At 32.1% G+C, this 26,415-nt stretch carries 19 protein-coding genes; 7 read left to right on the top strand and 12 right to left on the bottom strand.

What is annotated here, in order from left to right; translation table 11 throughout:
- The first annotated feature begins 6 nt into the window (after nucleotides 1-6).
- The 3 genes from BC961_RS12375 (at nucleotide 7) to BC961_RS12365 (ending at nucleotide 6,011) form a co-directional block, all read left to right on the top strand.
- Entirely contained in the window at nucleotides 7-2,514 is a 2,508-nt protein-coding gene (locus tag BC961_RS12375; RefSeq protein ID WP_245980932.1) for a beta-N-acetylhexosaminidase, read from the top strand.
- 4 nt (nucleotides 2,515-2,518) lie between these two features.
- Nucleotides 2,519-3,823, top strand: a complete 1,305-nt coding sequence (locus BC961_RS12370) for a serine hydrolase domain-containing protein (RefSeq protein WP_121926175.1) — start codon at nucleotides 2,519-2,521, stop codon at nucleotides 3,821-3,823.
- Between the two features lie 256 nt (nucleotides 3,824-4,079).
- Nucleotides 4,080-6,011, top strand: coding sequence for an amino acid permease (locus BC961_RS12365; RefSeq protein ID WP_121926174.1), 1,932 nt, complete (start codon nucleotides 4,080-4,082; stop codon nucleotides 6,009-6,011).
- Nucleotides 6,012-6,150: 139 nt separating this feature from the next.
- Here the strand turns inward: BC961_RS12365 and BC961_RS12360 are convergent, their stop codons facing one another.
- The 3 genes from BC961_RS12360 to BC961_RS12350 form a co-directional block, all read right to left on the bottom strand.
- Entirely contained in the window at nucleotides 6,151-6,726 is a 576-nt protein-coding gene (locus tag BC961_RS12360; RefSeq protein WP_121926173.1) for a hypothetical protein, read from the bottom strand.
- A gap of 165 nt (nucleotides 6,727-6,891) precedes the next feature.
- Nucleotides 6,892-7,392: a YqiA/YcfP family alpha/beta fold hydrolase gene (locus BC961_RS12355; protein ID WP_121926172.1), complete on the bottom strand. Its 501-nt coding sequence runs from the start codon at nucleotides 7,390-7,392 to the stop codon at nucleotides 6,892-6,894.
- A gap of 101 nt (nucleotides 7,393-7,493) precedes the next feature.
- Nucleotides 7,494-8,294, bottom strand: a complete 801-nt coding sequence (locus BC961_RS12350; protein ID WP_121926171.1) for a DUF2490 domain-containing protein — start codon at nucleotides 8,292-8,294, stop codon at nucleotides 7,494-7,496.
- 251 nt (nucleotides 8,295-8,545) lie between these two features.
- Here BC961_RS12350 and BC961_RS12345 point away from each other — a divergent pair, with 251 nt between their 5' ends.
- Both BC961_RS12345 and BC961_RS12340 read left to right on the top strand, forming a co-directional pair.
- Nucleotides 8,546-9,769, top strand: coding sequence for a metallophosphoesterase family protein (locus BC961_RS12345; protein WP_121926170.1), 1,224 nt, complete (start codon nucleotides 8,546-8,548; stop codon nucleotides 9,767-9,769).
- Nucleotides 9,770-9,780: 11 nt separating this feature from the next.
- Nucleotides 9,781-12,822: an SbcC/MukB-like Walker B domain-containing protein gene (locus tag BC961_RS12340; RefSeq protein WP_121926169.1), complete on the top strand. Its 3,042-nt coding sequence runs from the start codon at nucleotides 9,781-9,783 to the stop codon at nucleotides 12,820-12,822.
- 60 nt (nucleotides 12,823-12,882) lie between these two features.
- Here the strand turns inward: BC961_RS12340 and BC961_RS12335 are convergent, their stop codons facing one another.
- The 5 genes from BC961_RS12335 to cls all read right to left on the bottom strand — a co-directional run bounded on the left by BC961_RS12335 (nucleotide 12,883) and on the right by cls (nucleotide 19,378).
- A complete protein-coding gene (locus BC961_RS12335) occupies nucleotides 12,883-14,496 on the bottom strand; it encodes an efflux MFS transporter permease (protein ID WP_147440543.1) in 1,614 nt (537 codons plus the stop codon).
- Between the two features lie 3 nt (nucleotides 14,497-14,499).
- Nucleotides 14,500-15,585: an HlyD family secretion protein gene (locus BC961_RS12330; RefSeq protein WP_121926167.1), complete on the bottom strand. Its 1,086-nt coding sequence runs from the start codon at nucleotides 15,583-15,585 to the stop codon at nucleotides 14,500-14,502.
- A 29-nt stretch (nucleotides 15,586-15,614) separates the two neighbouring features.
- Nucleotides 15,615-16,937: a TolC family protein gene (locus tag BC961_RS12325; protein ID WP_121926166.1), complete on the bottom strand. Its 1,323-nt coding sequence runs from the start codon at nucleotides 16,935-16,937 to the stop codon at nucleotides 15,615-15,617.
- 44 nt (nucleotides 16,938-16,981) lie between these two features.
- Nucleotides 16,982-17,821 (bottom strand): universal stress protein, encoded by an 840-nt coding sequence (locus tag BC961_RS12320; RefSeq protein WP_121926165.1) that lies wholly within the window; start codon nucleotides 17,819-17,821, stop codon nucleotides 16,982-16,984.
- 99 nt (nucleotides 17,822-17,920) lie between these two features.
- On the bottom strand, nucleotides 17,921-19,378 hold the full coding sequence (gene cls / locus BC961_RS12315) for a cardiolipin synthase (RefSeq protein ID WP_245980930.1): 1,458 nt from the start codon (nucleotides 19,376-19,378) through the stop codon (nucleotides 17,921-17,923).
- Nucleotides 19,379-19,963: 585 nt separating this feature from the next.
- Between cls and BC961_RS12310 the strand changes: the two genes are divergently transcribed.
- Both BC961_RS12310 and BC961_RS12305 read left to right on the top strand, forming a co-directional pair.
- Nucleotides 19,964-21,142, top strand: coding sequence for a cation:proton antiporter domain-containing protein (locus BC961_RS12310; RefSeq protein ID WP_121926163.1), 1,179 nt, complete (start codon nucleotides 19,964-19,966; stop codon nucleotides 21,140-21,142).
- Nucleotides 21,143-21,208: 66 nt separating this feature from the next.
- On the top strand, nucleotides 21,209-22,039 hold the full coding sequence (locus BC961_RS12305) for a mechanosensitive ion channel family protein (protein WP_121926162.1): 831 nt from the start codon (nucleotides 21,209-21,211) through the stop codon (nucleotides 22,037-22,039).
- A gap of 111 nt (nucleotides 22,040-22,150) precedes the next feature.
- Here BC961_RS12305 and BC961_RS12300 read toward each other — a convergent pair whose 3' ends face one another.
- The 4 genes from BC961_RS12300 to BC961_RS12285 all read right to left on the bottom strand — a co-directional run bounded on the left by BC961_RS12300 (nucleotide 22,151) and on the right by BC961_RS12285 (nucleotide 26,294).
- A complete protein-coding gene (locus BC961_RS12300) occupies nucleotides 22,151-23,053 on the bottom strand; it encodes a DMT family transporter (RefSeq protein WP_121926161.1) in 903 nt (300 codons plus the stop codon).
- Between the two features lie 198 nt (nucleotides 23,054-23,251).
- On the bottom strand, nucleotides 23,252-24,031 hold the full coding sequence (locus tag BC961_RS12295) for a glucose 1-dehydrogenase (RefSeq protein ID WP_121926160.1): 780 nt from the start codon (nucleotides 24,029-24,031) through the stop codon (nucleotides 23,252-23,254).
- A gap of 48 nt (nucleotides 24,032-24,079) precedes the next feature.
- Entirely contained in the window at nucleotides 24,080-25,783 is a 1,704-nt protein-coding gene (locus BC961_RS12290) for an amidohydrolase (protein ID WP_121926159.1), read from the bottom strand.
- A gap of 43 nt (nucleotides 25,784-25,826) precedes the next feature.
- On the bottom strand, nucleotides 25,827-26,294 hold the full coding sequence (locus tag BC961_RS12285) for a hypothetical protein (protein ID WP_121926158.1): 468 nt from the start codon (nucleotides 26,292-26,294) through the stop codon (nucleotides 25,827-25,829).
- Nucleotides 26,295-26,415: the final 121 nt, after the last annotated feature.

Here is a 26,415-nt window from a genome sequence, read left to right as displayed (position 1 = left end):
TCGAAAATGATGAAAAAACATCTTCTATTCATACTGTTTTTTTTAGGCTTTTTGAATGATTTACAAGCACAAAAACTTGATTTAATTCCTAAGCCAGTTAAGATTGAGCAGAAAGCCGGAGTTTTCTTGATTCCACCATCCGTTCAAATAATTGTAGATAAAAAAGCAAAGAAAAGTGCTAGTTTCATAAGTGAAAAGTTTTTAAAGAACACTGGTGTTAGTCCATCACTTATAATTGGAAATAAAAACAAAAAAAATGCTATTACACTTTTAGTTGATGAAAAGATGAGTGTGCCAGCAGATGGATATACTTTGAATGTATCAAAAACTGGAATGCTAATAAAAGGAAAGTCAATAAATGGTTTGCTAAATGGTTTCCAAACATTATTGCAAATCTTTTCGGCAAAAGAAGTTAAAAAAGGAACAATTCCATTTGTCGAAATTGAAGATTATCCGCGTTTTGAATGGCGCGGAATGATGCTTGACGTTTCTAGACAGTTTTTTGATAAAGAAACCGTTAAAAATTACATTGACTGGTTAGCTGCGCATAAAATGAATATCTTTCATTGGCATCTTACTGATGATAACGGTTGGCGAATAGAAATTAAATCGATGCCAGACTTAGCCTTAAAAGGAGGTTTTAGAGGTCCAGGAGAAGTATTGTTACCCTCATACGGGTCTGGAAATAAAAGATATGGCGGTTTTTACACACAAGAAGAAATAAAAGAAGTTGTGGAGTATGCATTGCAGCGAGGAGTTTCCATTATGCCTGAAATCGAAATTCCAGGACATTCCCGAGCAGTAACAGCGTCATATCCTGAAATAGGTTGCGTGACGACTCAAGAAACGAAAAGTGTTCAGGGCGAAGTAAAAAATGTATGGTGTGTGGGTCGTGAGGAAAACTACGAAATTTTAGATTCTATTATTAAGGAGTTTTCTCAAATGTTTCCATTTGAATATATACATGTTGCCGGCGATGAAGTGAACCGTGCCAACTGGGAACAATGCCCTAAATGTAAAGCGGTGATGGAAAAGGAAGGCTACACAGATACTTTCCAATTGCAAAATTATTTTTTTAGAAGAATTGAAAAAATTGTCGAAAAATATGGTAAAAAGTCTGCTGGTTGGAATGAAATTTTAAAAGGTGGCGAATTAAGTCCTAAAACTGAAATTTTTGCATGGCAAGGAATTAGCTACGGAATCGAATCTGTGAAAAAAGGTCACACTACGATAATGATTCCGGGACAATATACTTATTTTGATATGGCACAGTCTGAAAATGAGCGTGGACATCGCTGGGCAGCTATAACTGATACGAAAAGAGTTTATTCATTTGAACCTATTCCAGAGAAAGACTTATCACTAAAAGAACAAAAATTAATTAAAGGTGTTCAAGGAGCGTTATGGAGCGAGTATTTAGATTTGCCCGCTCGATTTATGGAATATCAAAGTTATCCGCGAATTACTGCTCTATCTGAAATTGCTTGGTCTAAAAAATCAGATAAAAATTGGGAGGACTTCTACAGCCGTTTAACAAATAGTCATCTAAGCAGATTAGATAATATGGGAATTGCTTTTAGAGATTTTCCACCTACTGCACTGTATAAAAATGGAAGTATAACGGTGACATTACCTTACGAAGGAGCTATTGTTCGTTATGATGGAGACGGAAAAGAGCCAAGTAACAATTCTCCGATTTATTCTGTTCCAATCCAAACTAAAGAATATGAAAAATACATGTTTCGTACTTTTTTTAATGATAATGTGTCGAGTCCGGCAGTAAAGGTTGATAAATTGCCAGTGGCGGTATGGAATACTTCAAAAGTTGAAGTTATAAATTTTTCACAGAATATATCTGAAAATATAGATAAGAATGGGATTTGGTACCTTGGTTTCAATCCCACTTCTGATGGTTCAACAAGCGGATTTATTAAAGAAGTATCTCTTTTTGAAAATGATAAACTAATAAAATCATATACAGCTGAAAATACACTAAAGTCAAAGTCCCGTTTGCGATTTGTGGTGGATAATTATAAAGAGAAAAATAAATATCGCTTGGATTTTATTTTCGAAAATAAAGAAGCTAAAGAATCTTCGGCTAAAGTAAATTTTGACTGCAGTCCCTACCAAGAGCCAGAAGTGAAAGTAACTTCATCAATGGCTGAAAATCCTAAATTTCCAATATCGAGATTAGAAGATTACAATATTGAATCCTATTTGCGTACAGATGTTCCTTGTGCAAATGGAGATTGGATTTTATATACTTTTAAAAATCCTGTGACTTCCTCTAAAATTGATGTTTCAACTGGAATTCCGCATCATCCAAGATTTATAATTAGTGGCGGTCATGTTGAATATTCTTATAATGGAATTGATTTTATAAAAGGAGATGCATTTGATTACGGTAATGCATCAATTTATCCTTCGAATGCAGTAAAGGCTGTAAAAATTGTTATCACGGAAACCAACAATGAACCAATTATGGCAGCCCAAGATTTAAGAATAAATCCTTAAAAACATGAAAAAGATACCACTAGCATTAGTTTTTGTTTCAACACTTGTATTAGGAATTGGTTGCAGTTCTACAAAAAAAGCATATACAGTTTTTGATACTCAACAAAATGAAATTTTCATTGATTCGATGATGGCCAATGCTTTGGATAAAGGTTTTTTTCCCGGTGCCCAAATCATTGTAGGAAATAAAGATTCTGTTTTTTTAAATAAAAATTATGGTTTCCATGATTATTCAAAGAAAGAATTAGTAACATCAGCTGACGTATATGACCTTGCTTCGATGTCAAAGGTTCTAGGAGCTACATTAGTCACCATGCGACTAGTAAGCGATGGAGAAATAAATGTAAACGAAAAATTAGCGGATATTGTTCCTATTTACAAAAATACTGCTATTGCTGATTTAACTATCTTCGAATTTCTTACCCATACGTCTGGTTTGACGCCGAGCATTACCTTTTATCAAAGTTTACTTTCTACGTCAGATGGTTTACCATTTCTAAATAAAGAAAAATCAGAAAATTATATAGAGTCATTTGATAATATGTATGTCAGTAAAAATATTCTTTACGACGATCAATACTTGGCTTTTGAGCCAAAAGCAAACTATGTCAAGGTTTTTAAAAATATGTGGTTAAATCCTGAATTTTATAAAATAGTTTACCAAAAAATCAGTAAAGCAAATACAAATAAGCGGGGTGAATATTTATATAGTGATTTAAATTTACTTTTGGTTAAGCAAATGATTGAAGCCAAAACAAATAAGAAATTAGATCAATTAGCCCATATACAATATACAGAAATGGGTATTAAAAATATTGGCTTTAATCCTTTAAACTGGACGTCTAATAAAAATGTTATTCCGACAGAGATCGATAACTTTTTTAGAAAAGATACTATTAAAGGTTACGTTCATGACGAAGCAGCAGCGATTTTTGGTGGAGTTTCAGGCAATGCGGGTTTGTTTGCAAACGCATCTTCGATTGCTGTAATTTGCCAAATGTTACTCAATAAAGGAAAGTACGAAGGCAAAAAAATTATAAAATCGCGCGTTATCAAAGAGTATACAAAATCGCCATTATCCAAAAAAGGAATTTACCGCGGACTCGGTTTTGATAAAAGAAAACCAAGTGAAATATATAAAAAGAACGATTTTGGACACACAGGATTTACGGGAACTTTTTTCTTCCTGAATCCTGATTCGGGAAGGTTTTTAATTATTCTTAGCAATCGTGTCAATCCTAGTCGTACAAATCGATTGATGTACAAAGATGACTTCTCATCTAAAATTTGGCAGCAAATAAATAAATAACCACATAGCATTTTATGATAATTCCTATTGTACAGTAATAAACGCTAATTCTATTTGTAATGGCATTGCTAAAATTCAAATCTTACAAAAAAAGTAGGTTTTAATTTTTTCTATTTGCTTCAAAAAAAATATGTGATCAAATCTTTCAGAATTAAAATTGTTTTATACATTTGGTTTATGAATAACCATTGCGTTATTTATAATAAAAGAGTGTTATAGTTACAAATTATTAATTTTTATTGATAAAATCCATTATATGGCAATAAGCGGTTTATTTAGAAAAAAGACGGTTCAGGATATTTTAAAACAAGTTGAAAAAAATAATGCTGACGGAGCTAATGCGCTAAGTAAACATTTAACGGGACGAGATTTAACTGCTTTTGGAATTGCAGCAATTGTAGGAGCAGGTATCTTTAGTACAATTGGAAAAGCAAGTGCTGACGGTGGTCCTGCTGTCATATTTCTCTTTTTATTTACTGCGATTGCCTGTAGTTTTGCAGCTTTTGCTTACGCTGAGTTTGCATCAATGGTTCCCGTTTCTGGGAGCGCTTATACCTATTCTTATGTTGCCTTTGGTGAGATAATCGCTTGGATTATTGGTTGGGCATTAATTATGGAATATTCTGTAGGTAATATAACAGTTGCCATCTCATGGAGCGACTATTTCACAGGATTACTCGAAAGTGGAGGGCTTAATCTTCCACAATGGATTCAAATGGATTTTCTATCAGCATCTAACGGATTTGATGATGCGACTGCACTTATGCAAGGCGGAAAAGAATTTTCTAATTTAAGTCCAAGTCTACAAAATGCATACACAGCATGGACCACTTCACCCGTGATTGGTTCCTTTCACTTTGTCGCTGACTTACCGGCCTTATTGATTATTGTTTTGATTACAGCTCTAATTTATCGTGGAATGAAAGAGTCTCGTAATGCGAGCAATATCATGGTGGTTGTGAAATTATGTGTCGTATTGTTAGTGATTGCAGTTGGTATATTTTATGTCGATACAGCAAATTGGGATCCTTTTGCACCTAACGGAGTTACTGGAGTTTTAAAAGGTGTTTCAGCTGTGTTTTTTGCGTACATAGGATTTGATGCGATTTCCACTACCGCCGAAGAATGTAAAAATCCGCAACGCGATTTGCCACGTGGAATGATGTGGGCCATAATTATTTGTACAGTTTTATATATTGCCATTGCTTTAGTGTTAACAGGAATGGTGAATTTTAGTTTATTAAATGTAGGCGATCCACTGGCTTTTGTATTCCAACAACTAGATCTTAAGTGGATGTCTGGAATTATCGCTGTAAGTGCGGTTGTTGCAATGGCAAGTGTATTATTAGTTTTCCAAATGGGACAACCCCGGATCTGGATGAGTATGAGTAGAGACGGTTTGTTGCCAAAACGCTTTTCAAAAGTACATCCTAAATATAAAACGCCATCTTACGCAACAGTTGTAACAGGATTTGTTGTTGCGGTACCAGCTTTATTTTTGAACTTAACTTTAGTGACAGATTTGTGTAGCATTGGAACTTTATTTGCTTTTGTTCTAGTTTGTGCAGGAGTTCTAGCATTACAAAATAGAACTGATATTCCAAGAGGAAAATTTAAAACTCCTTATGTAAATTCTAAATATGTGATTCCTTTTTTAATTGTAGCGGGCTTAGTATTTGCTTTTGGTTTTAATAAAAAAGCGACTATGGACTTTATTACTAACGAAGCGAAGACGAATACTTCAGAAACTATTGTAACTGCGCTAAACAAAGAAGACACAAAAAAAGTTTATGATTATTTGGTTCAAATCGATCCGAAAAATAGTAAAGATGGAAATGTAGACTTAGAACATTTGCTCGGTCAGTATCAAAAAGACGAAGTAAAATATTCTGAAGTTATTGCAGGTTTACCTTTAGCAAATTCAATCAAATACGAAAGTGGTTTTAGTCTTTTTAAACACAAAGTACCTATGTGGATTTTTCTTATTGTTTTAGTAGGATTGACCGTTTGGTCGTTTAAATCAAATCTGTCTTTAATACCTTTATTAGGATTGATTTGCTGCCTGTATATGATGGCTGAACTAAGCGTTTGGAATTGGATTTATTTCGGAATTTGGTTATTACTAGGTTTAGTAATTTATTTTGGCTTTAGCCATAAAAATAGTAAACTAAATTTGAAAGCACTTTAATTATTTAAAATAAACGGTTTGGTACTGTAGCGTGGCGGTTTTTTTGTCGAAAAAAAAATAAATATTAAATTTAGAACGACTTATTTGTTGACAGAAAATTTTTACCGAAATGTGAAATTATTTTATCTTATAAAAGTTTTTAAGTAATTTCTAAGCTGGTTTGATATGTGATTACGCTATCGCTTTTTACGAAATCAAAATGCTTTTTTTGATACATAATGTGAGAAAGAAATTGCTCATTTTGAAATTCAGACAATGAGAAAGTAAAATCGTCTAAGTTCAGATTTCTAGAGTCTACTTTTAATTGCACTGAATTGAGTAGTCCAATTGTTTTTTGAATGACGTACAATCCTTTTTCCAGTGATTTATCTTTTATAATATTTTCTTTTTCAATTTGGAATAAAGGAAATAGAAGCATTTCGTTAAACAGTTCATTTGGCTTTAATTTCAATACTTTGTGGCGGTTCAACCAAATTTCAATTTGACTTTTATGTCTGTCTAGAATTCCTGAAATTAATTTTGAGTTTAGATCAGTTATCGAGCGTACATTAGGATCTTTCAACTGATGGAAAAAAAATGAATCAAGAAGCAAATCTGATATTTTTTGATTCTTATGCGCCGCAATTTCAGACCATTGTTGATATCTGTCGTCATCGAGAATTATATGTCTGACTTCGATTCCTTCCCCGAAAGTATTAATTTTTATTTTCTGCAATTCAATTATACGTTTAGTTCCAATAAATATTGTTAATAACCGTCAAGATGCGGCGAGCTGTAAAATAGATTTTTTAATCCTTTAGACATTCGCACTTATTCTTTTTCGATTAAAATAGTGGTAGTCTTATTCAAAAATGAATTATTTACAAATGAAAACTTAGGATTAAATCAGTTGTAACTTTCGAAAAAATTCAAGAACCTCAATTTCAAAAATTGACTTTGGAATTCTATGAGTCATTTCACTATGAATTGCCAACTGAAAATTTGTAGCGTCATTTCGATTTTCAGCGAGCCATTTTAACGTATTATTCGCTTCGATCACATCATCTTTTCCTCCTAAAGCAAATTGTAAAAATGGTGAAGTATCTTCTAATTCTAGATTTGGAATATCCTGGTGCACCGGTCTATGTGGTAGAGCAGGATTGAAAAGTAAGGCAGGAACTTTCATTTTATTTGCGAAATAATAACTCATAAAACCTCCCATGCTACTTCCCATTACTACATCAAATTGGTGCTCTTTATGTAGTTCTAACAATAATTCAAAAACGGATGAATTTTTATAATAGTCCATATCAGGTGCAATTACGTTGCCGTGATCTTGCAGAACAGCTTTTTTCTCATCGCTTAATTTACTTTCTAGTCCGTGTAAATATAAAATAGTCATATACCTTATTTTTTAATTTTGATTAGCATGTCGAACGCTATTGAATATATTTCTTGTTGCTGAAGTGCAATATAGTTTGGGATGAGATACTTCGTTAATTTTTAATTACTAAAAGGATTACTCCAAGTTACTCCTAAAGCCAGAATATTAACATCAACTTTATTTGATTTTTTCCCTATTAAATTATAGCCATAACCTACATCAAATGTGAAAGGAATTTCTTTTGGCGTAAGAGAATAGAATAAAGAAAACCGACTTTCTTTATACTCAAATTTGGTCCATTCGTCTACTGGTTGGTTGCGTTTGCTAGTAGAAAATAACGCTTCGGCGCTTCCTATAATATGATGTAATTTTTGTGTTCCTAAATCAATATTTAATTGCGTTTTGAAACGTGTTCTTAATTGGTAGTCTTCACTACTTTTCGTAAAATCAGGATTAAAAAACTTTCTGTATTCTTGTCGTATTGTAGTTTTCCACTTTAATTTATCAGTTCCTGTTAAGTAGGCATAACGACCATAAATCCTAAATTCCTGCTTTATTGCGGGATCTGCAGTTTCATATGGAGCTGTAGATTCATACTCATTTTGGCGTCGATAACTTAAACCAAATGAGTATTGCCAGTTTTTAAGAAACTTATTTGAGAATTCTTGGTTGAGGACTAAAAGCCCCATTTTGTTAAAAGGATCACTATCATCAGGAGTGCTTTTTCTTCCTATACCAATGTATGTAGTTGATTCTTTTTTGCGTAAAGTATCTAATGATTGTTTAATTCCAAAAGCGAACCAAGATGCGTTTTTTACTTTTCCAAGACCTGGAGGACTAAATTGCGCATAAGTGCTCAAGGCAAATAAGGAAAGCATTGCTGTGATTAACGTTTTTTTTATGTTTAGTTGTAGTGTCATTATTCTTAATTGTAGCTTTTAGTTGTTGAGTAATAAGACAAATGTTTATTTAATAATTTCTTAATAAGTAAGTACATAAAAAAACTTATTTTTTTAGTATTTTAAAAAACATTATTTTTTTGAAGTAGCAAATTTAATATTTAAAAATTAAGAAATCATATTTATAAATTATTGCTTTTTTACAAATTTTAATTAAGATATTGCTGTTGCAAAAATAGGAATAGAAAGAATTACGATATAGTATCAAAATAATGAAAATACTGCATACAGCCGACTGGCATTTAGGAAAAAAATTGGATCATTTTTCACGTTTAGAGGAGCAGAGGCAAGTACTCAGTGAAATTTGCGTTATTGCTGATGCTCATAATGTTGATATAGTTATTGTTGCTGGTGATTTATTTGACACCTTCAATCCGCCTATAGAAGCAGTCGATTTACTTTATAAAACTTTAAAAAAGCTTACTAATAATGGTAAACGTCCTGTTATTGCTATTGCGGGAAATCACGATAGTCCTGATCGTATTGATTCACCAAATCCTCTAGCACGGGAATGTGGAATTTTATTTGTAGGTAATCCTGATGTTACGATATCGTTAATAACTATTGAAAATGGCTTTGCGATAACAAAATCTGAAAATGGTTTTTTAGAAATTAAATTACCTCATTATGATTTTCCAATTCGTATTATTACAACTCCTTATGCAAATGAGATGCGCTTAAAAACGTATCTCGGGTCTGAAGATAAAGAAGATCAGCTGAATCAATTACTGCAAGATTCGTGGGCAGCGTTGGCGGATAAATATTGTGACACAAAAGGTGTTAATATCTTGACAACACACTTATACATGTTAAAGCGTGGCGGTGAAATCCTTGAGGAACCCGATGGTGAAAAGCCATTGCGAATAGGTAATGCAGATATCGTTTACACAGATTGCATTCCTCACCAAATGCAATATACTGCTTTAGGTCATTTGCATCGTTTTCAAAACGTAGGTGGTCATGGTAGTCCAGTTGTTTATTCTAGTTCTCCTTTATCCTACAGTTTCTCTGAAGCGGGTCAAGATAAAAAAGTGGTTTTAATCGAAGCTGAACCTAATAATGCCGTTCAATATACTGCGATTCCTTTACAATCTGGTCGCGTTTTGCATAGAAAGCGTTTTGATTCGCTTGACGAGGCAGTCAAATGGTTGTTGGCTAATCCGTACTGTTTAGTTGAATTGACTTTGGTAAGTGACACCTTTATCGCTAGTCAGGATTTAAAACGTATTCACGAAAGTCATGATGGTATTATTCATATTATTCCAGTATTAATTAAGAGTGATAACGATGAATTACACACACTTAAAGTTAATTTAGAACAAGATATTCAAGGATTATTTACAGATTATTTTAAATCTAAACACAAGCAAGAACCAAACGATGAACTGTTAGACTTATTTAATGAAATTATCGGTACTCAATCTAAAAACGAATAAATAAATCCACTATGTTACCATTAAAATTAAATATTACGGGTTTATATTCCTATCAGAAAACGCAAACCATTGATTTTGAAGAATTGACTAATGCGGGTTTATTTGGAATTTTTGGCGCTGTAGGTTCTGGGAAATCTTCTGTTTTAGAAGCTATAGGTTTTGTACTATACGGCGAAACGGATCGATTGAATAAGGGGGACAAGCGCGCTTACAACATGTTAAATTTAAAATCAGATAGAGCAAATATCGATTTTGAATTCTTGAATCATGAAGAACGAAAATTCAAGTTTGTAGCAGATTGGAAACGAAAAAAACGCTTTGAGGAAACTACTACTATAGAACGATTAGCGTATGAATGGAAAGATGGGCAATGGATACCGTTGACTTCTGCTGATGCGACAGTTATAATAGGACTTACCTATGAAAACTTTAGACGTACTATTATTATTCCGCAAGGGAAATTTAATGAGTTTTTAGGTTTAAAAGGAAAAGAACGCTCTGACATGATGAAAGAAATTTTTCATCTAGAACGTTTTGATTTAAGTTATAAAGTTTCCGCTTTACAAAAAGAAACAAATAGTAAATTGGATTTCTTAAATGGAGAATTATCAGGATTTGAAGCTATTTCAGTAGAAGCGATTGCTCTTTTAGAAAATGAAGCTTTAACTGCTGTTGCGGAATTACATAGGGATAAAGTAGATTTGAGTTTAATCGAGAAGGAAGTGAATGAGCTCGCGGATTTGAAAACCAAATTTGAAGATTTAGAAAAAAAGAAAAGTCATCTTTCAAGATTGAATAATGAAAAAGTAGCGATTGATTTTTTAGAAGTTGAATTAAATTTATTCGAAAAAACGGAACGGAATTTTAAATCGAATTTAATCACATTAAAAACAGAGAAAACAGCCTTAGAAAAGGCAAAAGAAAATCTAAATTCGACTGAAAATCAGAAGAAATTAATTTTAGATAATAATATAAAAACGCAAGCTGCTTTAGATGTTCTCCAACCTGATTTTGAAACTCTCGAGAATTCTAAATATAAAGTTTACGATTTACAATCGATTGAAAAAGTAATTATAGCAAAGGCAGAAGCCAACATTATTGATGAAAAAATAAAGTTAGCAAGAGTACTATTTTTAGAAAGTGAGGAAAAAGAAAAGGGGTTAGCTGCAAAATTAGGAACTATTCAAATCCAATTGGTCGATGCCAAAAAGAACAGATTGGATCCTTCAGTTTTATTAGATGTAGGAGCTTGGTACCAGAAACAGCTTTATCTTACATCTAATCTTGAAGAGATTAATAAAAAAAAGGATGTTTTTCAAACGAATTTAAACTCAAAATCTGATGCTTTTCAGCTCTTAAAATTAACTGTCGAAAGTTGGAAAACTATTTTAAGAACCAAGTTAGAAACACTTTCTATCGAAAAGGGAAAAGCTATCGAAATCCGAACAAAACTTTTAGTTTCTAAAGAGCTAAGTCATTTTGCTGATAATTTACACGATGGTGAAAATTGTCCACTTTGTGGTTCGCAAGAGCATCCAAATGTGATGCAAGGTGAAAATGTCGCCAATCAATTAGAAATTATTTCTAATGCAATTATAAACTTTCAGGACGAAGAAACACAAATCAATTTAAAGAAGTCGGAATGTGAAAAATTAGAATTCGAAATCACTCATTTTCAGGATGAATTAGGCAAAATTATTTTAGAAAGAGAAAGAATTGAATACGAGCAAAAAATCCATTTGTCAAAATTCGTATGGAACGATTTTGATGTACAAAATTCGCAGATTTTTGAGTCAAAAAAAACGGAACAACAAGTTTTAGAAAAGACGATAATTGCTTTAGAAGAAAATCAAAATGAACTTCGCAAAGAGCAAGACACTATAGCTTTATTACTAAAAAATCACAACGCCGCTATAAGTGAATTTGAAAGCAAGAAAGCTTCTAAAGTTGGTTCCATTGAAAATGAATTATCACAACTTAAAGTACTTTCATTCAATGATTACGAAGCAGCTGCATTAGCTTCAATTCAAGCTGAAAAAATAGCTTTACAGACTAAAAACATAAAAGTAGAACAGGATTATAATCTTTTACAAGAAGTTGTCGCTAGAGAAAAGCAAGAACTAGCAACGCTAACAGGAGTTTTAGCAACTATCCAATTACAAATTGTTGAGAGCGAAAAAGCAGTATCTAAGACTCAAAAAATCATTGAAGATTTGCTTAATGAGCATTCTTTTTCGTCTGTTGAAGAAGTGCGTTCGATATTAATCAAGAACTGGAACTTTGAAGCTGAAAAAGAGAAGGTAAAACTTTTCACTGTAAACTTACTAACTGCAATTAGTTCCGTTTTAGAAGCTGAGAAAATGGTTTTAGGTAGAAATTTTGATAGTAAAGTTCTAGAGGAAAAAGCGATACAGTTTTCAGCATTTCATTTAAGATATGAATCGCAATTAGGAAAAGTATTTACTCTACAAGATAATCTAGAACGAGTTAAGAAGGAATTTATAAAAAAAGCAGACTTACTAGCTCAATTTGATGTGTTAAAAGCACGTTCGATTAACTTACAAACTCTAGCTAATATGTTTAATGCGAGTGGTTTTGTAAACTATGTTTCGAGTATTTATTTACAAAATTTAGCTGATGTGGCTAATGTACGTTTTCATCGAATGACTAAAAATCAATTAAGTTTAACGATTAGCAATTCTAACGAATTTGAAGTGATTGACTATCTAAATAATGGTGCTTCTAGAAGTGTAAAAACACTTTCTGGTGGTCAAGGTTTTCAAGCCTCACTGTGTCTAGCTTTAGCTTTAGCGGAAAGCGTTCAATCGCTAAATAAGAACGATAAGAACTTCTTTTTTATCGATGAAGGCTTCGGAACACAAGATCCAGACAGTATCTCAGTTGTTTTTGAAACCTTGCAATCTTTGTATAAAGAGAATAGAATTGTTGGGATTATTTCACACGTAGCAGAATTGCAAGAGCGAATTCCACGTTCGATAAATGTAATAAAAGATGAAGAGAAGGGTAGTGTAGTGAGTGAAAGTTGGAATTAATTAAAAAAAAAAGCACTCAGGAATTAATCAGCAACAAGTATTCGATCGTTTGTGTGTTTTTTAAACAGCAACGGCACTTGCAGCTTTCACTTCTTCTTTCATGGTTTCTTCGTCTTGAATTTCTACATCTCTAATGTATCCTTTAACAGATTTCCCTTTTAGACGTTTTTTCAATAACACAAGTCTTCTGGTGTTTAAACCCTCAAAACTGAGTAAAGAAACATAGATTAAAACAGAAGCTCCTACCATTATTAATAGCCCATAAATCCTTTTTGTAGAAATCATTAATGCATCAAGATTAATGATTCTGTATAAACCCATCGCTTTTTGTTGCGAGTAAGCAGATGCGTCGATTTTCCCGACTAAGTTTGTTAAGACTTCTAATTTCCAAATTCCATCGATGTAATTAAATGCTATACTCCATAAACCAGGTCCAATCATTGTTCGCACAATGATCAAAACAGCAGCTGCTCCAAGCATTGAGTCTGGCGGTAAATTACCAAGTGCGTAAAGCCAAATTCCAATAAATAAAACAGCCATCCCAAAACCACGAATTATGTTTGGAACAATTAATTTCTCGTAACTTAAACCTGGTGATACCAAGAAATACATAAATATGTAATAAAAAAGTAAGGCTGAGAAGCCAGTGAGAATATAAATTTTCAAGGATTTCTCTTTTACAAGCCATTTCATACTGTAAAAAATTGCAAGTAGCAAGCCCGGAATCATCCATAGATTAAATGAGTTGTCCATGAGAGTATCAAAACCTAATATTCCAATAGTTATTTTGCTCTGCAAAGAACTTCCCGCTAAGAAAAACCCTAACATCAATAACATAACGCTACCATGAATTACGCTATAATTTTTGAAAAAATTAAAATTGACAAAAGGATCATCTTTTAGACGTTGATTAATCACATATAGAATGCTTCCAAAAATCATTACTCCGAATGCGAATATAATATTATCTGATCTAAAGTAGTTTTGTTGTTTCGCAAACGCTATGACATATGCCAAAGCTAAAAACACGATCGTAAATAAAAACATCCCAGTCCAATCGATTCCTTTTCGAGACACTTTTTTATCATATCGTTGATTGTGCATAAAAACAATGGCTAATGCGGCAAGAAATAGCATAATGATTGCCATTAAAAAGTTAGAATTTTGCCAATAGGTATTAAATCCGTAACGTGTCATTAAATACCCAACCAGTTGTGGGAAAACAATTGCAGAAGGGTAAAAAATAGCATAAAAACGCGGGCGATTTCCATCTGGAGCAATAATAAACATCATTGGCATTATCAGTTCAATAAGTGCAAACATTTTAAGAAATCCTATAAAAAATGCGCTTGAAACTATAACTATATTACTATCTGTAGTTGCAATCATAAAATTAGCCAAAGCCATAAAGAGTAGCGTTCGAACCATAAGATACTTGGTATGGAATCGCAATTTATACCTAAAAATAATTGGTAAACTAACACCCATTCCCACAACTCCAGCATAGTTTGCAAAAACTATCCATTCATTTTGTGTACCAAGACTACTTACAATATAACTCAAGTTACCTGTGTAAATACCGCTTACCACTAAAACTGGTAAGAGAAATACAATAAGTAAAACCATCATCAATGGTTTTGGAACCCAATCTGCAAATAAGCCTTTATTATACATTTTTTAATCGTTTAAGGTCATCACTACATTCATTCCTACGCGAACAAGTTCCACTAATTTCGGATCATTATTTTGTGTAAATTCAATTTTAACGGGAATGCGCTGCTGTACTTTTACAAAATTTCCAGCGGAATTATCAGTAGGAATTGCAGAGTAAGCTGCTCCTGTTGCTGCTGAAATAGAAGTCACTTTTCCTTCAAATTTTTGTTTTTCCATCGCATCAACAGTAAAGTTAATTACGTCTCCTACTTTTACTAATGATAACTGAGTTTCTAATAAATTTGCTTCCACCCATTTTGAATTATCTTGAACTAAAGCAGCAATTTGCTGTCCTTGCTGTACGAATTGCCCAGCAGTAATAGTTCTTCTGCCCATAATACCATCTTTTGGAGCTAAAATAACTGTGTATTTTAAGTTAAGTTTAGCTCTTGCTAAAGTAGCTTCTGCTGATTTGATTTGTGCATCACTAACCGCTAATTGAGACTTGGTTTCATTTGTAGATAAAGACGCAGTGTTTTTCTGTTTATTTAAAGCATTGTATTGTGATTGCAAAGTTTTTACTTGCGTTTCAATTTGCTGGTATTGCTGTAACGTAACAGCATCATTATCCAGTAAATTTTTATAACGTGCTAAATCTGCTTTCGCATTACTAAGTTGCGCTTGAACTCCAAACATATTTGCTTCAACAGTGCTCTCACCACTACCAACTCGAGCAACGGATGATGATACAGCAATTTTTCCAGCTTGCGCCTGGCTCAATCCTGCCTCTGCCTGCATAATAGCATTTTCAAATTCGGTTTCATCAAGGATTAACAGCGTATCACCTTTTTTTACAGACTGATGTTCAGTAAAAAAAATGTCGGTTACATAACCTGGAACTCTCGAATTCACAGGATTTATATACGCCTTTACTTGTGCATCACTCACGTAAGTATCGTCATTAATATGCAAATAGTTTTTAATAACATACCAAATGGCAAATAATGTAATAACGAAAACAAAAGAATTTAAAAGAATTAAATAGAGCTTATTGTTTTTTTTCATTTTTGGTGTTGCTGCTGCTTCTGGTGTTGATTCTGTTGTTGCCATAATTTCTAATTCTTTATAGTGATAGTTTTTTATAGTTCACCCGTAACACGAAGAAGTCTCACGTAGTTTAAAATGATATTTGTTTGGTCGTCAAGTTCTTGTAATTCAGCTTGCAGTTTTGTGTTTGCAGCGTCAATAATTTCGATGTAAGTTACTAGTTGATTTTTATATTTTAATTCAGTAATACGATAATTCTCTGAAGCTGCTTCCTGATTAATTATGCTAACTTCTCGCTGTTGTATTGCTTGATGGTAATTTTTATAGGCTGCATTTACATCTGATTCAATTTGTTGTCTCACTGCTTCTTTTTGCTGCTCGGCTTGGTCAATTACTATTTTATCGACTGCTTCTTTTTTAGAGTTTTTATAAATCGATCCAATATTATAGGACAAACTCAAACCAACTTGGTACGTATTTGAATATAAGTCTATTGGTGTGCCAGTTGTTTGTGGACGATTTGCATTGTATCCGGCAAAAGCAGCTAGAGCGGGAAGTCGATCCGTTTGTGTTAATTCAAGATTCTTTTCAGCAATTGCAATCTGCATATCACTTCCAGTTATTTGAGGATTTTTTGAAAATGCAATTTGTCTGTAATATTGTTCGTCTTGTTTTCGAATGTTATGATTGATATTGTCAATCGTAGGGATAATCAATATGTTTTCATCTAATCCTGTAAGTAAAGTTAAATTCTTATTGGTGATAAAAATGGCATTTTGAACCTGAAGAATACTTTGTTCTAATTGACGCTCTAAAACTTGTGCACGAAGCATTTCGTTCTTGGTAATCATATTTTGATCGTAGAAGAATTTAGTGTTTTGTGTTCGCTTTGACGCTAAATTCTTATTGTTTTCAAGAATATTCTTTTGATTTTGAAGATTGTAAAGATTTAGATATAATTCAATACCATTTAATTTGATGCTCTGTTCTGTATTATTTAGTTGATTTTCGCTAAGACTTTTACTCAATTCAGATAGAGCGATTGATTTATTGATTTTTCCACCAGCAAATAGTAATTGATTTGCTTTTACATTAAATTGATTTCCAAAATTAGGAAGATCAACCTTTTGCAATTTCTTGAATCCCGTATCGTAGATAGTTACGTCACTTAAATAAAAGGCACTTACATCTGTAGAAATATCTGGAAGTCGATTCGTTTTTACTGCTCCAATTTTTGCATCGGCAACTTTTACAGAAGTGTTTGCAATTTTTAACTGAATGTTGTTTTTACTTAAACTTTCGGCTAATTCCTGAATAGTCATGATTCGTTCTTGCGTTTCCTGCGCTACAGCTGATGCGTTTCCTAGAATAAGCAGCATTAAGCTTAAAAGTGTAAAAAATATAAATTTTTTCATTTTTAAAAATTTCAAATTAATGATAAATTCTTTTTGATATCTAATTATATCTTGATTGTTAAAACTGGTATCATCGAATGATTTGCAACATCTTCGGATAAACTCCCTTTTAAAATTGATGCAATACCTTGACGAGCGTGAGTAGGAATAACAATAAAATCTGCGTTTACATCTTGACTAAAATTGAAAATTCCTTTTTCAATTGAGTGTTCTGAATAGATAGTGACATTGTTTTTAAATTCGGAACTGTCTTTTTCTCCTGCTTTTGTAAAGAAATTAGTAAGCATTAAATCTAATTCTCGAGTATTTTTAAACTTTCTTCCATTTGGATTTATATATACCATTTTCATCGTCGTTTGCCACTCTTTAAAAAACTCTTTTGCAGTTTTGTAAGCTTCAATACTGTCTTCTGAAAAATCTGAAGTATATACACCAATTCCCATTTTATATTGTGATGCGACTTCTTTAATAACTAACACGGGCACATTTGAATATCGTATAACCTTCTCAGTGTTAGATCCTATTACTATTTCATGTAAGCCGCTAGTTCCATGAGAACTCATAACGATAAGCGACACATTGTTCTCGGTGAGCACCTCATTAATCTCACTGAAATTAGTGTTTTTCTTTATAATTTGACTAACTGACAGTCCTTTTAAATAGGGTTTATTTAAAAATTCTCCAAAGTTCTTTTCTGCTAATCTTATGTAAAACATAGTTTCAGTAAAACTCTCATCATTATTTTTTATAAGAGATGAATCTTTAATACCAGCGACATGTAAAACCAAAAGTTTAGCGTTTTGATGTTTAGCTATCAATGCTGCTGCTTTTAGCGCATTTTCACTATGTTCTGAGAAGTCAGTTGGTATCAGTATCGTTTTCATAATATTTAAGTTTTAATATAAACTAAAGTGCAAATTTACAACAAGTTCGTTTATTTACGAACTAAAAGAACTAAAAGTTTTGTTAATACGTACTATCTGTTATAAAAAAGGAGAAATTAAGCGAACAATTTTCTCCCATAAATGAATATATTTCGGTCTGCCAAGCCAAAGTTTAGCATCAATTTGTACTGATTCTTTTAAATCGTTCTCGAAAGCTACTGTTAACTCTCTCGCTGTTTTCTCATTATAAATCAAAGCATTGACCTCAAAGTTCAGATCAAAACTTCTATAATCCATATTAGCAGATCCTATAATGGCCAAATCATCATCGATTACCATTGTTTTAGCGTGTACAAATCCTTTGTTGTACTTATAAATTTTTGCACCATACTGTAATAATTCAGTATAGTAAGCACTTGCGGCTGCGTTGACCATTTTGGAATCTGATATTCCCGGAATTAACACTTTTACATCAAGACCACTTTGTATTGCAATAATTAGAGAATCCATTAAACTTTCGCCAGGAATAAAATAAGGACTAGTAATATATATACTTTTTTTAGCGCAGCTTATAGCTTCTAATAGAGAATAGAAAATAACGGGTTGTGAGCTGTCCGGTCCTGATGCAGCAATTTGCATTACTTCATTTTCGATTGTTTCATTATGATTTACAGTGGGAAAGTAAGTTTCAATGTAAATTAATTTTGTCGCGCTACAAAAATTCCAATCGCACAGGAATAAATATTGTAAATAGGAGGTAGCTTGTCCATTTATCATTAAATGGGTATCTCTCCAAAACAGCTTATTTTTTGTTTCCAAATCATTTCTGTACTTATCGCTCATGTTTATACCTCCAACAAAACCAGTTAATCCGTCGATAATTATAATCTTTCGGTGGTTTCTGTAATTAATTCGGTTTGCTAAGGCGTACCATTTTATCTTGTAAAAAGGGGCTGTTTGAACTCCGGCAGCGTTTAACTTTTCTATAAATTCTTTTCCTAAACCATGGCTTCCAAAATCATCATACATGAAACGAACTTCAAGACCTTCATTTGATTTTTTAATTAATAAATCTGCTATTTGATTACCAGTAACATCACTTTCATAGATATAATATTCTAAGTGAATGTGTGATTTTGCGTTTTCTAAAGCTATTAGTAACTCAGGAAATTTCTCCTCACCATTAATAAAAAGTTTTACTTTATTGTTAGCAGTTAACGGACTACTTCCTGAGCGACGAATAAACTCTGTTAATGTTTTATGCTTTTCGGCGATAAGGCCAGAATTAAGAATTGCATCAGAGTAAACATTCATTTTATTCTGAATTTTAACTCGTATTGGTTCATCAACCTCTAACTTTTTACTATATAACTGTCTCTTTCTGTAGTTGATTCCAAACGAAAAGTAGAAAAGCATTCCCGCTATTGGAACAAAAATGATGAATAAAATATAGGCTAAAGCTTTTGTACTGCTGCGAGTATCATAGAGAACGCGAAGGATTACAATAAAAACTGCTAATGAATAAATAATTTGAGTTGCTAATATCCAATTCATCATAAGATTGATATTTCTTATTAATTACAAAATGATTAAATTAAAAACTAGGGGAACACATTACACATTTAGAAACTATTAATTTTATTTTTAATACTAAAAACTATTTATAACAGCTAATTACACTCTTTTTTATACGTTTGACTTATCTTTATTTAATAAAACTTTTTATTAAGCCCTTTTTTATTTGCTTTAGGATCAAGTAGAATGCAAATTTTTAATACTACAAAATAATATGGCTTATAGAGATATCTTTATTAGAGAGTGTAAATTATAAAAAATATTTATAATATTATAAAAATGTAGCAGTAATTAATATTGTAAATTTCGACTCACAAAAAACAAATAAATTCTAATTTGATCGCTTACATTTTTATTTGCTTAGTGATTGTTTCTCAGCTCATTCAATATTTTACTAAAAGTTACTTTTGAATAAGAAATCAAAAATTAATTTTAAAATTTCACAAGCTGTTATTATTTTTTAAATCTGTAAAACGACGTAATTATAATTATCTTAAAGTAGTAGAGAAAATTAAATTATTTCAACAACACAATTATTTAAGCCTCGCCATCTACTAAAAACACACTATGACAATTACTTTGATAATTATACTTTGCTTACTGATATTAGTAGCATACGCCTTTGACTTGAGTTCAAAGCACACTAAAATTCCGACTGTTATCATTATGTTAATCATGGGATTTTCTATTCATCAAGGAATCAACTTTTTTGAAATTAAAATTCCCAACCTCGATTTAATGCTGCCAGTTATTGGAACAATTGGATTAATCTTGATAGTGCTAGAGGCAGGATTAGATCTTGAATTAAATAAAAACAAAAAGAAAGTTATAACTAGTTCCTTTTTCTCGGCTTTGATTCCGCTCGTATTTTTACTTTTAATTTTTGGATTTGCAATTAATTATTTTACAAATCAAGGTGTTATGATCAGTTTATTAAACGCAGTGCCATTTTGTATAATAAGTAGTGCGATTGCTATACCTAGCGTTCAAAATTTATCCTCTAGTAAAAAAGAATTTGTAGTTTATGAGAGCAGCATGTCTGATATTTTTGGTGTGATTTTATTTAATTTTTTTCTGACCAATGAAACGATTGGAGTAGGTTCTTTTTTTACCTTTTTTATACAAATACTTATCATGCTAGTAATATCGTTAGTCGCTAGTTTAGGCTTATCACTTTTGATTAAAAAAATAGACCATCATGTTAAGTTTATTCCCATTATGGTAATGATTATTTTAGTGTATGCTCTTGCAAAAATTTATCATTTGCCAGCGCTATTATTCATTCTAATCTTTGGATTATTTTTAAATAACTTAGATGAACTAAAAGGCTTTAGATTCATAAAGAAGTTGAATCCAGAAAAACTGAATTTAGAGGTTCGTGAATTTGCTAAACTAATTGCTGAAGTTTCATTTTTGGTTCGAACGCTATTCTTCATACTTTTTGGTTATACTATTACATCAGATGTCTTACTAAATAGTGAAACGCTTCCTTTTGCTTTCGGAATTATCGCTGTAATAATTTTAGCTAGAGTAATCCAACTTAAAGTTTTAAAAATTGAATTAGCGCCGCTTCTCTTTGTTGCACCTCGAGGCTTAGTGACCATTATGCTTTTTATTTCAATCCCTTTATCAAAAAGCATTAATTTTATAAATAGCTCTTTGATTATTCAAGTGATTATTCTGAGTGCAGTTGTAATGATGTTGGGATTGATGTTTAATAAAACCAAAGCTGAAAAAACATTGTAATTTAAGTCAAAAATCATTTTAGCTCAATTATTTATAATACTACAGAATAAATATATTTTTACAAGAATGAAAGAATTTTTAAAATATACTCTATTTACATTTGATGGATTTTCATTGCAAGTATTAGCGATTGTAAAGTTAATTTTATGGTTATTCATGGTTGGAATTTTGCTAAAAACTATAAAATCAATAGTATATAGGACTAGTCGTTTTGATGATGCTAAGAAATTTTCAATTTACACTTTGAGTAAATATGTAATTATTGTTTTTTCATTTATGATTGGTTTGCATCTCATTGGATTAGATGTTTCACTTTTATTAGCGGGTTCTGCGGCACTTTTAGTTGGTTTTGGATTAGGTATGCAAAACCTATTTAGTGATTATATTTCCGGATTAATTATATTAATTGATTCATCAATTAAAGTAGGCGATGTGCTTGAAATTAAAGGACTTGTATGTAAAGTGCAGCAAATAAAATTGAGAACTACGACGGTTTTAACAAGAGATGATAAGTGGATAATTTTACCAAATACTGATTTAACGCGAAATCAACTTATCAATTGGACTCACAGTGATACTACTTCAAGATTCTCTGTTTCTACTAGAGTTGATTTTAGCTCAGATGTCGATTTGGTAATGTCAATTATGGAGCAAACTGCTCAAAATTTTGACAAAATTAGATTGGAACCTAAACCTATAATTCGGTTTGAAGAATTTGCAGAGTCATCTCTTAACTTTACGATTCACTTTTGGTCTGATGATGTTTTTAGAATTGAAAATATAAAAAGTGAATATAGAGTGCTTCTTCTCAAAGCTTTTAATAAAGAAAACATCGTAATTCCTTACCCTCAAAGAGTTATACATTCCTCAATAAACAGTCAATTTACAACAGAATAAAGAGATAAAGTGAGAAGTCACTTTATCGAAAAATGCGTACCAATTACTTTCAGTTTTAGATGAGATTTTTTATCATTATCTATTTTTTAAGCAATACATTTTATAACAACATTAGTGTTTTGTAGTAGTAACAGTTAGCGCTTTTTTCTCTCGTATTAAGTAAATTCCAATTGAAATTAAAGCACCACCTATAATATACCAGAAAGTAAATTCTTCACCATCCAGTATTCCCCAAATTATTGCAACAACCGGTAATAGGTAACTTGAAATACTTGCAAAGACAGCTGACGTTTTTTGAATTAGCTTAAAGTATAAAAGCATAGCGATCGCTGTACCAAAGATAGTCAAGAACGACATATATATCATTGGTTCTATGTAAGTAGGTTGCATTTCAAAATTTTGAATCATTCCAGTGAAATACAATATTATTCCAGATGGAATTGCCCAGAAGCTATAGACCGCTGCAGTTAATTTTACTGCGTTAAGTTGGGGTAGTTTTTCTTTAACAATTAAAGAATTTACAGCATAGGAGGCACCGCCCAAAATGATAAGCATGGCATAACCAAACTGTGAATTTTCAGAATTTCCTTCTGAAAAAAAGATCAAACTTGCTGCTCCTATAAAACCAATTATTGCACCAATTACTTGGGTAATTTTGCTTTTGATTCCGAAGAGTAAAAATCCAAATGCCAGAATAAAAATTGGAACTAATGAATCCAAAATTCCTGCCAATGAGCTACTAACTTGCGTTTGAGCAATAGGAAACAAGAACATGGGAAGGAAGTTTCCAAAGAAGCCTGCGATAATCACCCATAAAAGATTATTTTTCCCCATTTTTAAAAGTGCAGGAATACCTATTGCTGCTAATATCAACCCAGATCCTAATACGCGAATCGCTCCAATTTCATAAGGTGTAAACACTAAGAGAGATTTTTTGATCAATATGAATGAGCTTCCCCATGTGATGGAAATAAATAGTAAAAGAAACCAGCGATTGTTATAAATTTTATCCATAAAAAGTAATGCCTAATATTTTTGACCGCGAAAGTAATACAAAATAGAGCCTAATGCAGTATAAAAATCTTAAGCAGTCAGAAATTAATTATTGTATTAGTGCTTCGAGTCATTAAATAAAAAGACGTAACACATTATCTAATTTTAAAAATAATTAGATTTTGTATTACGTCCTAAGTTTGTAATTTTCGATAAGATTTACATATCTAAAGTCTGCTCGCCACCACCATTGATAAAAATGATTTGGCCACTTGTCCAACTTGAAATTGGTGCTGCAAAATAAAGTACGGCTCCTGCAATGTCTTCTGCTTCACCCAACCTGTGGATAGGTGTGTGCTTCAACATAGCTTTTTCTAATTCTGGAGTTAATACTGTACTCAAAGCGTGCGTTCTTGTCGCTCCAGGTCCAATTGCATTTATTCTAATATTATCTGGCCCATAATCAAACGCTAGATTGCGCGTCATATGATTTATTGCCGCTTTTGATGATGCATAAGCACTTATTGCAGGACTTTTATTGATAGAAGCCATTGAAGACATATTTATTATACTACCGTAACCAGATTTTTTCATATGTGGTGCAACCAATTGACAAAGACGCCACATACTAAAAACGTTCATATCAAATACTTTTTTAAATTGTGCTACCTCAATATCGTAAGGGCTTTCTTTTCCTGCGCCACCACCACCAACGTTATTTACTAATATTTCGATGCTGCCAAATTTTTCAATAGTTTTATCTACTAAATTAATTAAAGCAGCGTCTTCAAGAACGTTGCAATCTATTGCGATTGAAGTTCCGCCATTGTCGTTTATTGCTTTTGATGTTTCTTGAGCAGCTTCTAAGTTATAATCTGAAACCACAACGTTAGCGCCGTAAGCAGCTAGTATTTCGCAACAAGCTTTTCCTATCCCGCCTGCTCCACCTGTTACTATTGCTGTTTTTCCTTTTAAATCAAAATGTTTTGATGTATCCATAATTGTATTTATTTTAATTTTTAATATCTATGATCTTTAACGCTGGTATTATTTCTTAAATATCGTTTTACCTTCTTTAATCGTTTCTAAAATTTGAATGTTTTTAATTTCCATTGGTTGTACTTTTAATGGATTTTTATCTAAAATTACAAAATCAGCTAATTTTCCAGCAGTTAAAGTTCCTTTTAATTTTTCGTCAAATAACTCGTAAGCGGCGAACGCTGTAATCGCTTGTAATGCTAAATAAGGAGTTGTTCTTTCAGATGCCCCAATTACTTGACCAGATCTTGAAACTCGATTTACGGCTGTCCAAATAGTGAAAATGGGATCGATAGGAGTAACCGTAGCATCAGAATGATTAGTTGGTTTTAAACCTAATTTTTTTGCCGTAACCATTGGACTTAAAAAATCAGCACGAGCTTTGCCTAAATTTTGTACGTGAACATCTCCCCAAAAATAAGCGTGATTGGTAAAGAAAGAAGGTTCCATGTTGTATTTTACAAACTTATCTAATTGCTCAGGACGTACAAATTGCGAATGAATAACAATCGTTCTTCGGTCTTTGTCTAAAAGTTGGTTTAATTTTTTGCATGCATTTTCGTGTGCTAACAAAACCATATCGATGGAAGCGTCTCCATTACAGTGAATAAACAACTGATTGTCTTTTGCGTAAGCAGTTTCGAATAAATTATTTAAATTTTCTTGAGTTAAGCTTGGCAATCCTCTACAGTCATGATGACAACCAGGAACTTCAGTTAAAAAGGGTTTGCTAAAGAAAGCTGTTTTTCCTTGTGGCGAACCATCGGCAACTATTTTTGTTCCTTGAATTTTAAATCCGTTTTTGTAGGTTTTAAAATGTAAAGTAGTATCTCCTAAATTACTTTCTAATTCTGAATATCCTGCTAAAGCAATCAAATCAATCTTAAATTTTCCTGCGTCAGCTTGCGATTGAAAGAATTTTATAGATTCTCTGCTAGTCATTCCATCTTGTGCAGTGGTAATTCCGTTTGAAGCATAATAATCTTGCGTAGTATCAAAAAATTCAGCTTGTTTAGAATCTAATTTTTCCATCATCAAACGTACAAAAGGATACATAGCTGTTTCTTGTACTAAACCAGTTGGATCACTTGAATTTGGGAAACGAACAATAGTTCCACCGTCAGGATTTTTTGTAGCTGCTGAAACTTTTAAAGATTCAAGTCCTAACGTATTAGCAACTCCCATATGTCCGCTAGTATGCTGAAGATAAACCGGATTATTTGGTAGTACTTTATCAACATCTTTTTTGGTAGGATGACGTTTTTCAGTTAATTCACCATCATCATAACCCCAACCAAAAATCCATTCACCATCTGGAATTTTCTTATCTTCTTTATACTTTTTAAGGTTTTTTAAAATATCAGAAATATTAGTGACATTTCCCACAGGTTTCGGATTCAAATCTACTTGTCCCATCGTATTAGAAACCATTCCAAAATGACTATGCGGATCAATAAATCCTGGTAAAAGTGTTTTACCTTTTAAATCAATTTTTTCAGAGTTTTTGAACTTTGATTCCGCTTTTAATTTTGTTCCTACAAAAACAATTTTACCGTTTTGCGCAACAATCGCTTCTGCATATTGAGGAGAGTCACCTTCCATGGTAAGTATGTCTCCATTATAGTAGAGCTTAGACGATTCATTTGAATCTTTATTATTTTCTTTACAACTGAATAAGTTAAAGATCAGGATAAGAGATAAAATGTGCTTCATATTGATAGGTTTTATTTTACTATTTTTTTTATTAAAATATTTTTTAATTACTTATAGTATCCTCGTTATTTATCGTGCATTCCTTCAAAGTCAAATAGTTAATAACTCCAGAAATTAGACCAGCAATTAAACCAATTATTATCAAAGCGGTAATTAATGAAACTTCAATAGTTCCCATATTCTTTTGCCATAACACGGCTAATGATGTAATAACTCCAAAAGTAAAAAAAACATGTTTTATAGCGAGCCAAAAAGCGGTTGGGAAAAACTTGACTTTTTTCTCTTTAATCGTGAAATACGCCACCACCGTCAGTAATATAGATAACGAAATTGCTAAAGAAACGGCTTCGCCTAACACCGTAGGAATATTATTTGTTATAGCATCAACTGAAATGGGTATTACTTTTAAATCTTTTAGAAAAAAGTACTGAATTCCTCCGTTAATAAACGCGTTGATAATCCCAGTGGTTATTGCGCCCTTTAATAATTTGGTTTGTTTTAATTTGGTCATAGTTTTGTTTTCTTAAAAATCTAAAAATAGTATTCTAAAATTTCATTTAATGGTTTTTTACAAGCTTGCTTTCGTACTATAAAAGGAATATTCACTATTTGAAATGTTCTTACTTAAATCT

This window comes from Flavobacterium weaverense, assembly GCF_003688495.1.
Lineage (GTDB): Bacteria > Bacteroidota > Bacteroidia > Flavobacteriales > Flavobacteriaceae > Flavobacterium > Flavobacterium weaverense.
This window is presented reverse-complemented; position numbering and strand designations above follow the sequence as displayed.

Coding starts and splice junctions, on each gene's coding strand:
- BC961_RS12375 (WP_245980932.1), top strand. CDS start 7: ATGATGAAAAAACATCTTCTATTCATACTGTTTTTTTTAGGCTTTTTG.
- BC961_RS12370 (WP_121926175.1), top strand. CDS start 2,519: ATGAAAAAGATACCACTAGCATTAGTTTTTGTTTCAACACTTGTATTA.
- BC961_RS12365 (WP_121926174.1), top strand. CDS start 4,080: ATGGCAATAAGCGGTTTATTTAGAAAAAAGACGGTTCAGGATATTTTA.
- BC961_RS12355 (WP_121926172.1), bottom strand. CDS start 7,392: ATGACTATTTTATATTTACACGGACTAGAAAGTAAATTAAGCGATGAG.
- BC961_RS12350 (WP_121926171.1), bottom strand. CDS start 8,294: ATGACACTACAACTAAACATAAAAAAAACGTTAATCACAGCAATGCTT.
- BC961_RS12345 (WP_121926170.1), top strand. CDS start 8,546: ATGAAAATACTGCATACAGCCGACTGGCATTTAGGAAAAAAATTGGAT.
- BC961_RS12340 (WP_121926169.1), top strand. CDS start 9,781: ATGTTACCATTAAAATTAAATATTACGGGTTTATATTCCTATCAGAAA.
- BC961_RS12335 (WP_147440543.1), bottom strand. CDS start 14,496: ATGTATAATAAAGGCTTATTTGCAGATTGGGTTCCAAAACCATTGATG.
- BC961_RS12330 (WP_121926167.1), bottom strand. CDS start 15,585: ATGGCAACAACAGAATCAACACCAGAAGCAGCAGCAACACCAAAAATG.
- BC961_RS12325 (WP_121926166.1), bottom strand. CDS start 16,937: ATGAAAAAATTTATATTTTTTACACTTTTAAGCTTAATGCTGCTTATT.
- BC961_RS12320 (WP_121926165.1), bottom strand. CDS start 17,821: ATGAAAACGATACTGATACCAACTGACTTCTCAGAACATAGTGAAAAT.
- cls (WP_245980930.1), bottom strand. CDS start 19,378: ATGATGAATTGGATATTAGCAACTCAAATTATTTATTCATTAGCAGTT.
- BC961_RS12310 (WP_121926163.1), top strand. CDS start 19,964: ATGACAATTACTTTGATAATTATACTTTGCTTACTGATATTAGTAGCA.
- BC961_RS12305 (WP_121926162.1), top strand. CDS start 21,209: ATGAAAGAATTTTTAAAATATACTCTATTTACATTTGATGGATTTTCA.
- BC961_RS12300 (WP_121926161.1), bottom strand. CDS start 23,053: ATGGATAAAATTTATAACAATCGCTGGTTTCTTTTACTATTTATTTCC.
- BC961_RS12295 (WP_121926160.1), bottom strand. CDS start 24,031: ATGGATACATCAAAACATTTTGATTTAAAAGGAAAAACAGCAATAGTA.
- BC961_RS12290 (WP_121926159.1), bottom strand. CDS start 25,783: ATGAAGCACATTTTATCTCTTATCCTGATCTTTAACTTATTCAGTTGT.
- BC961_RS12285 (WP_121926158.1), bottom strand. CDS start 26,294: ATGACCAAATTAAAACAAACCAAATTATTAAAGGGCGCAATAACCACT.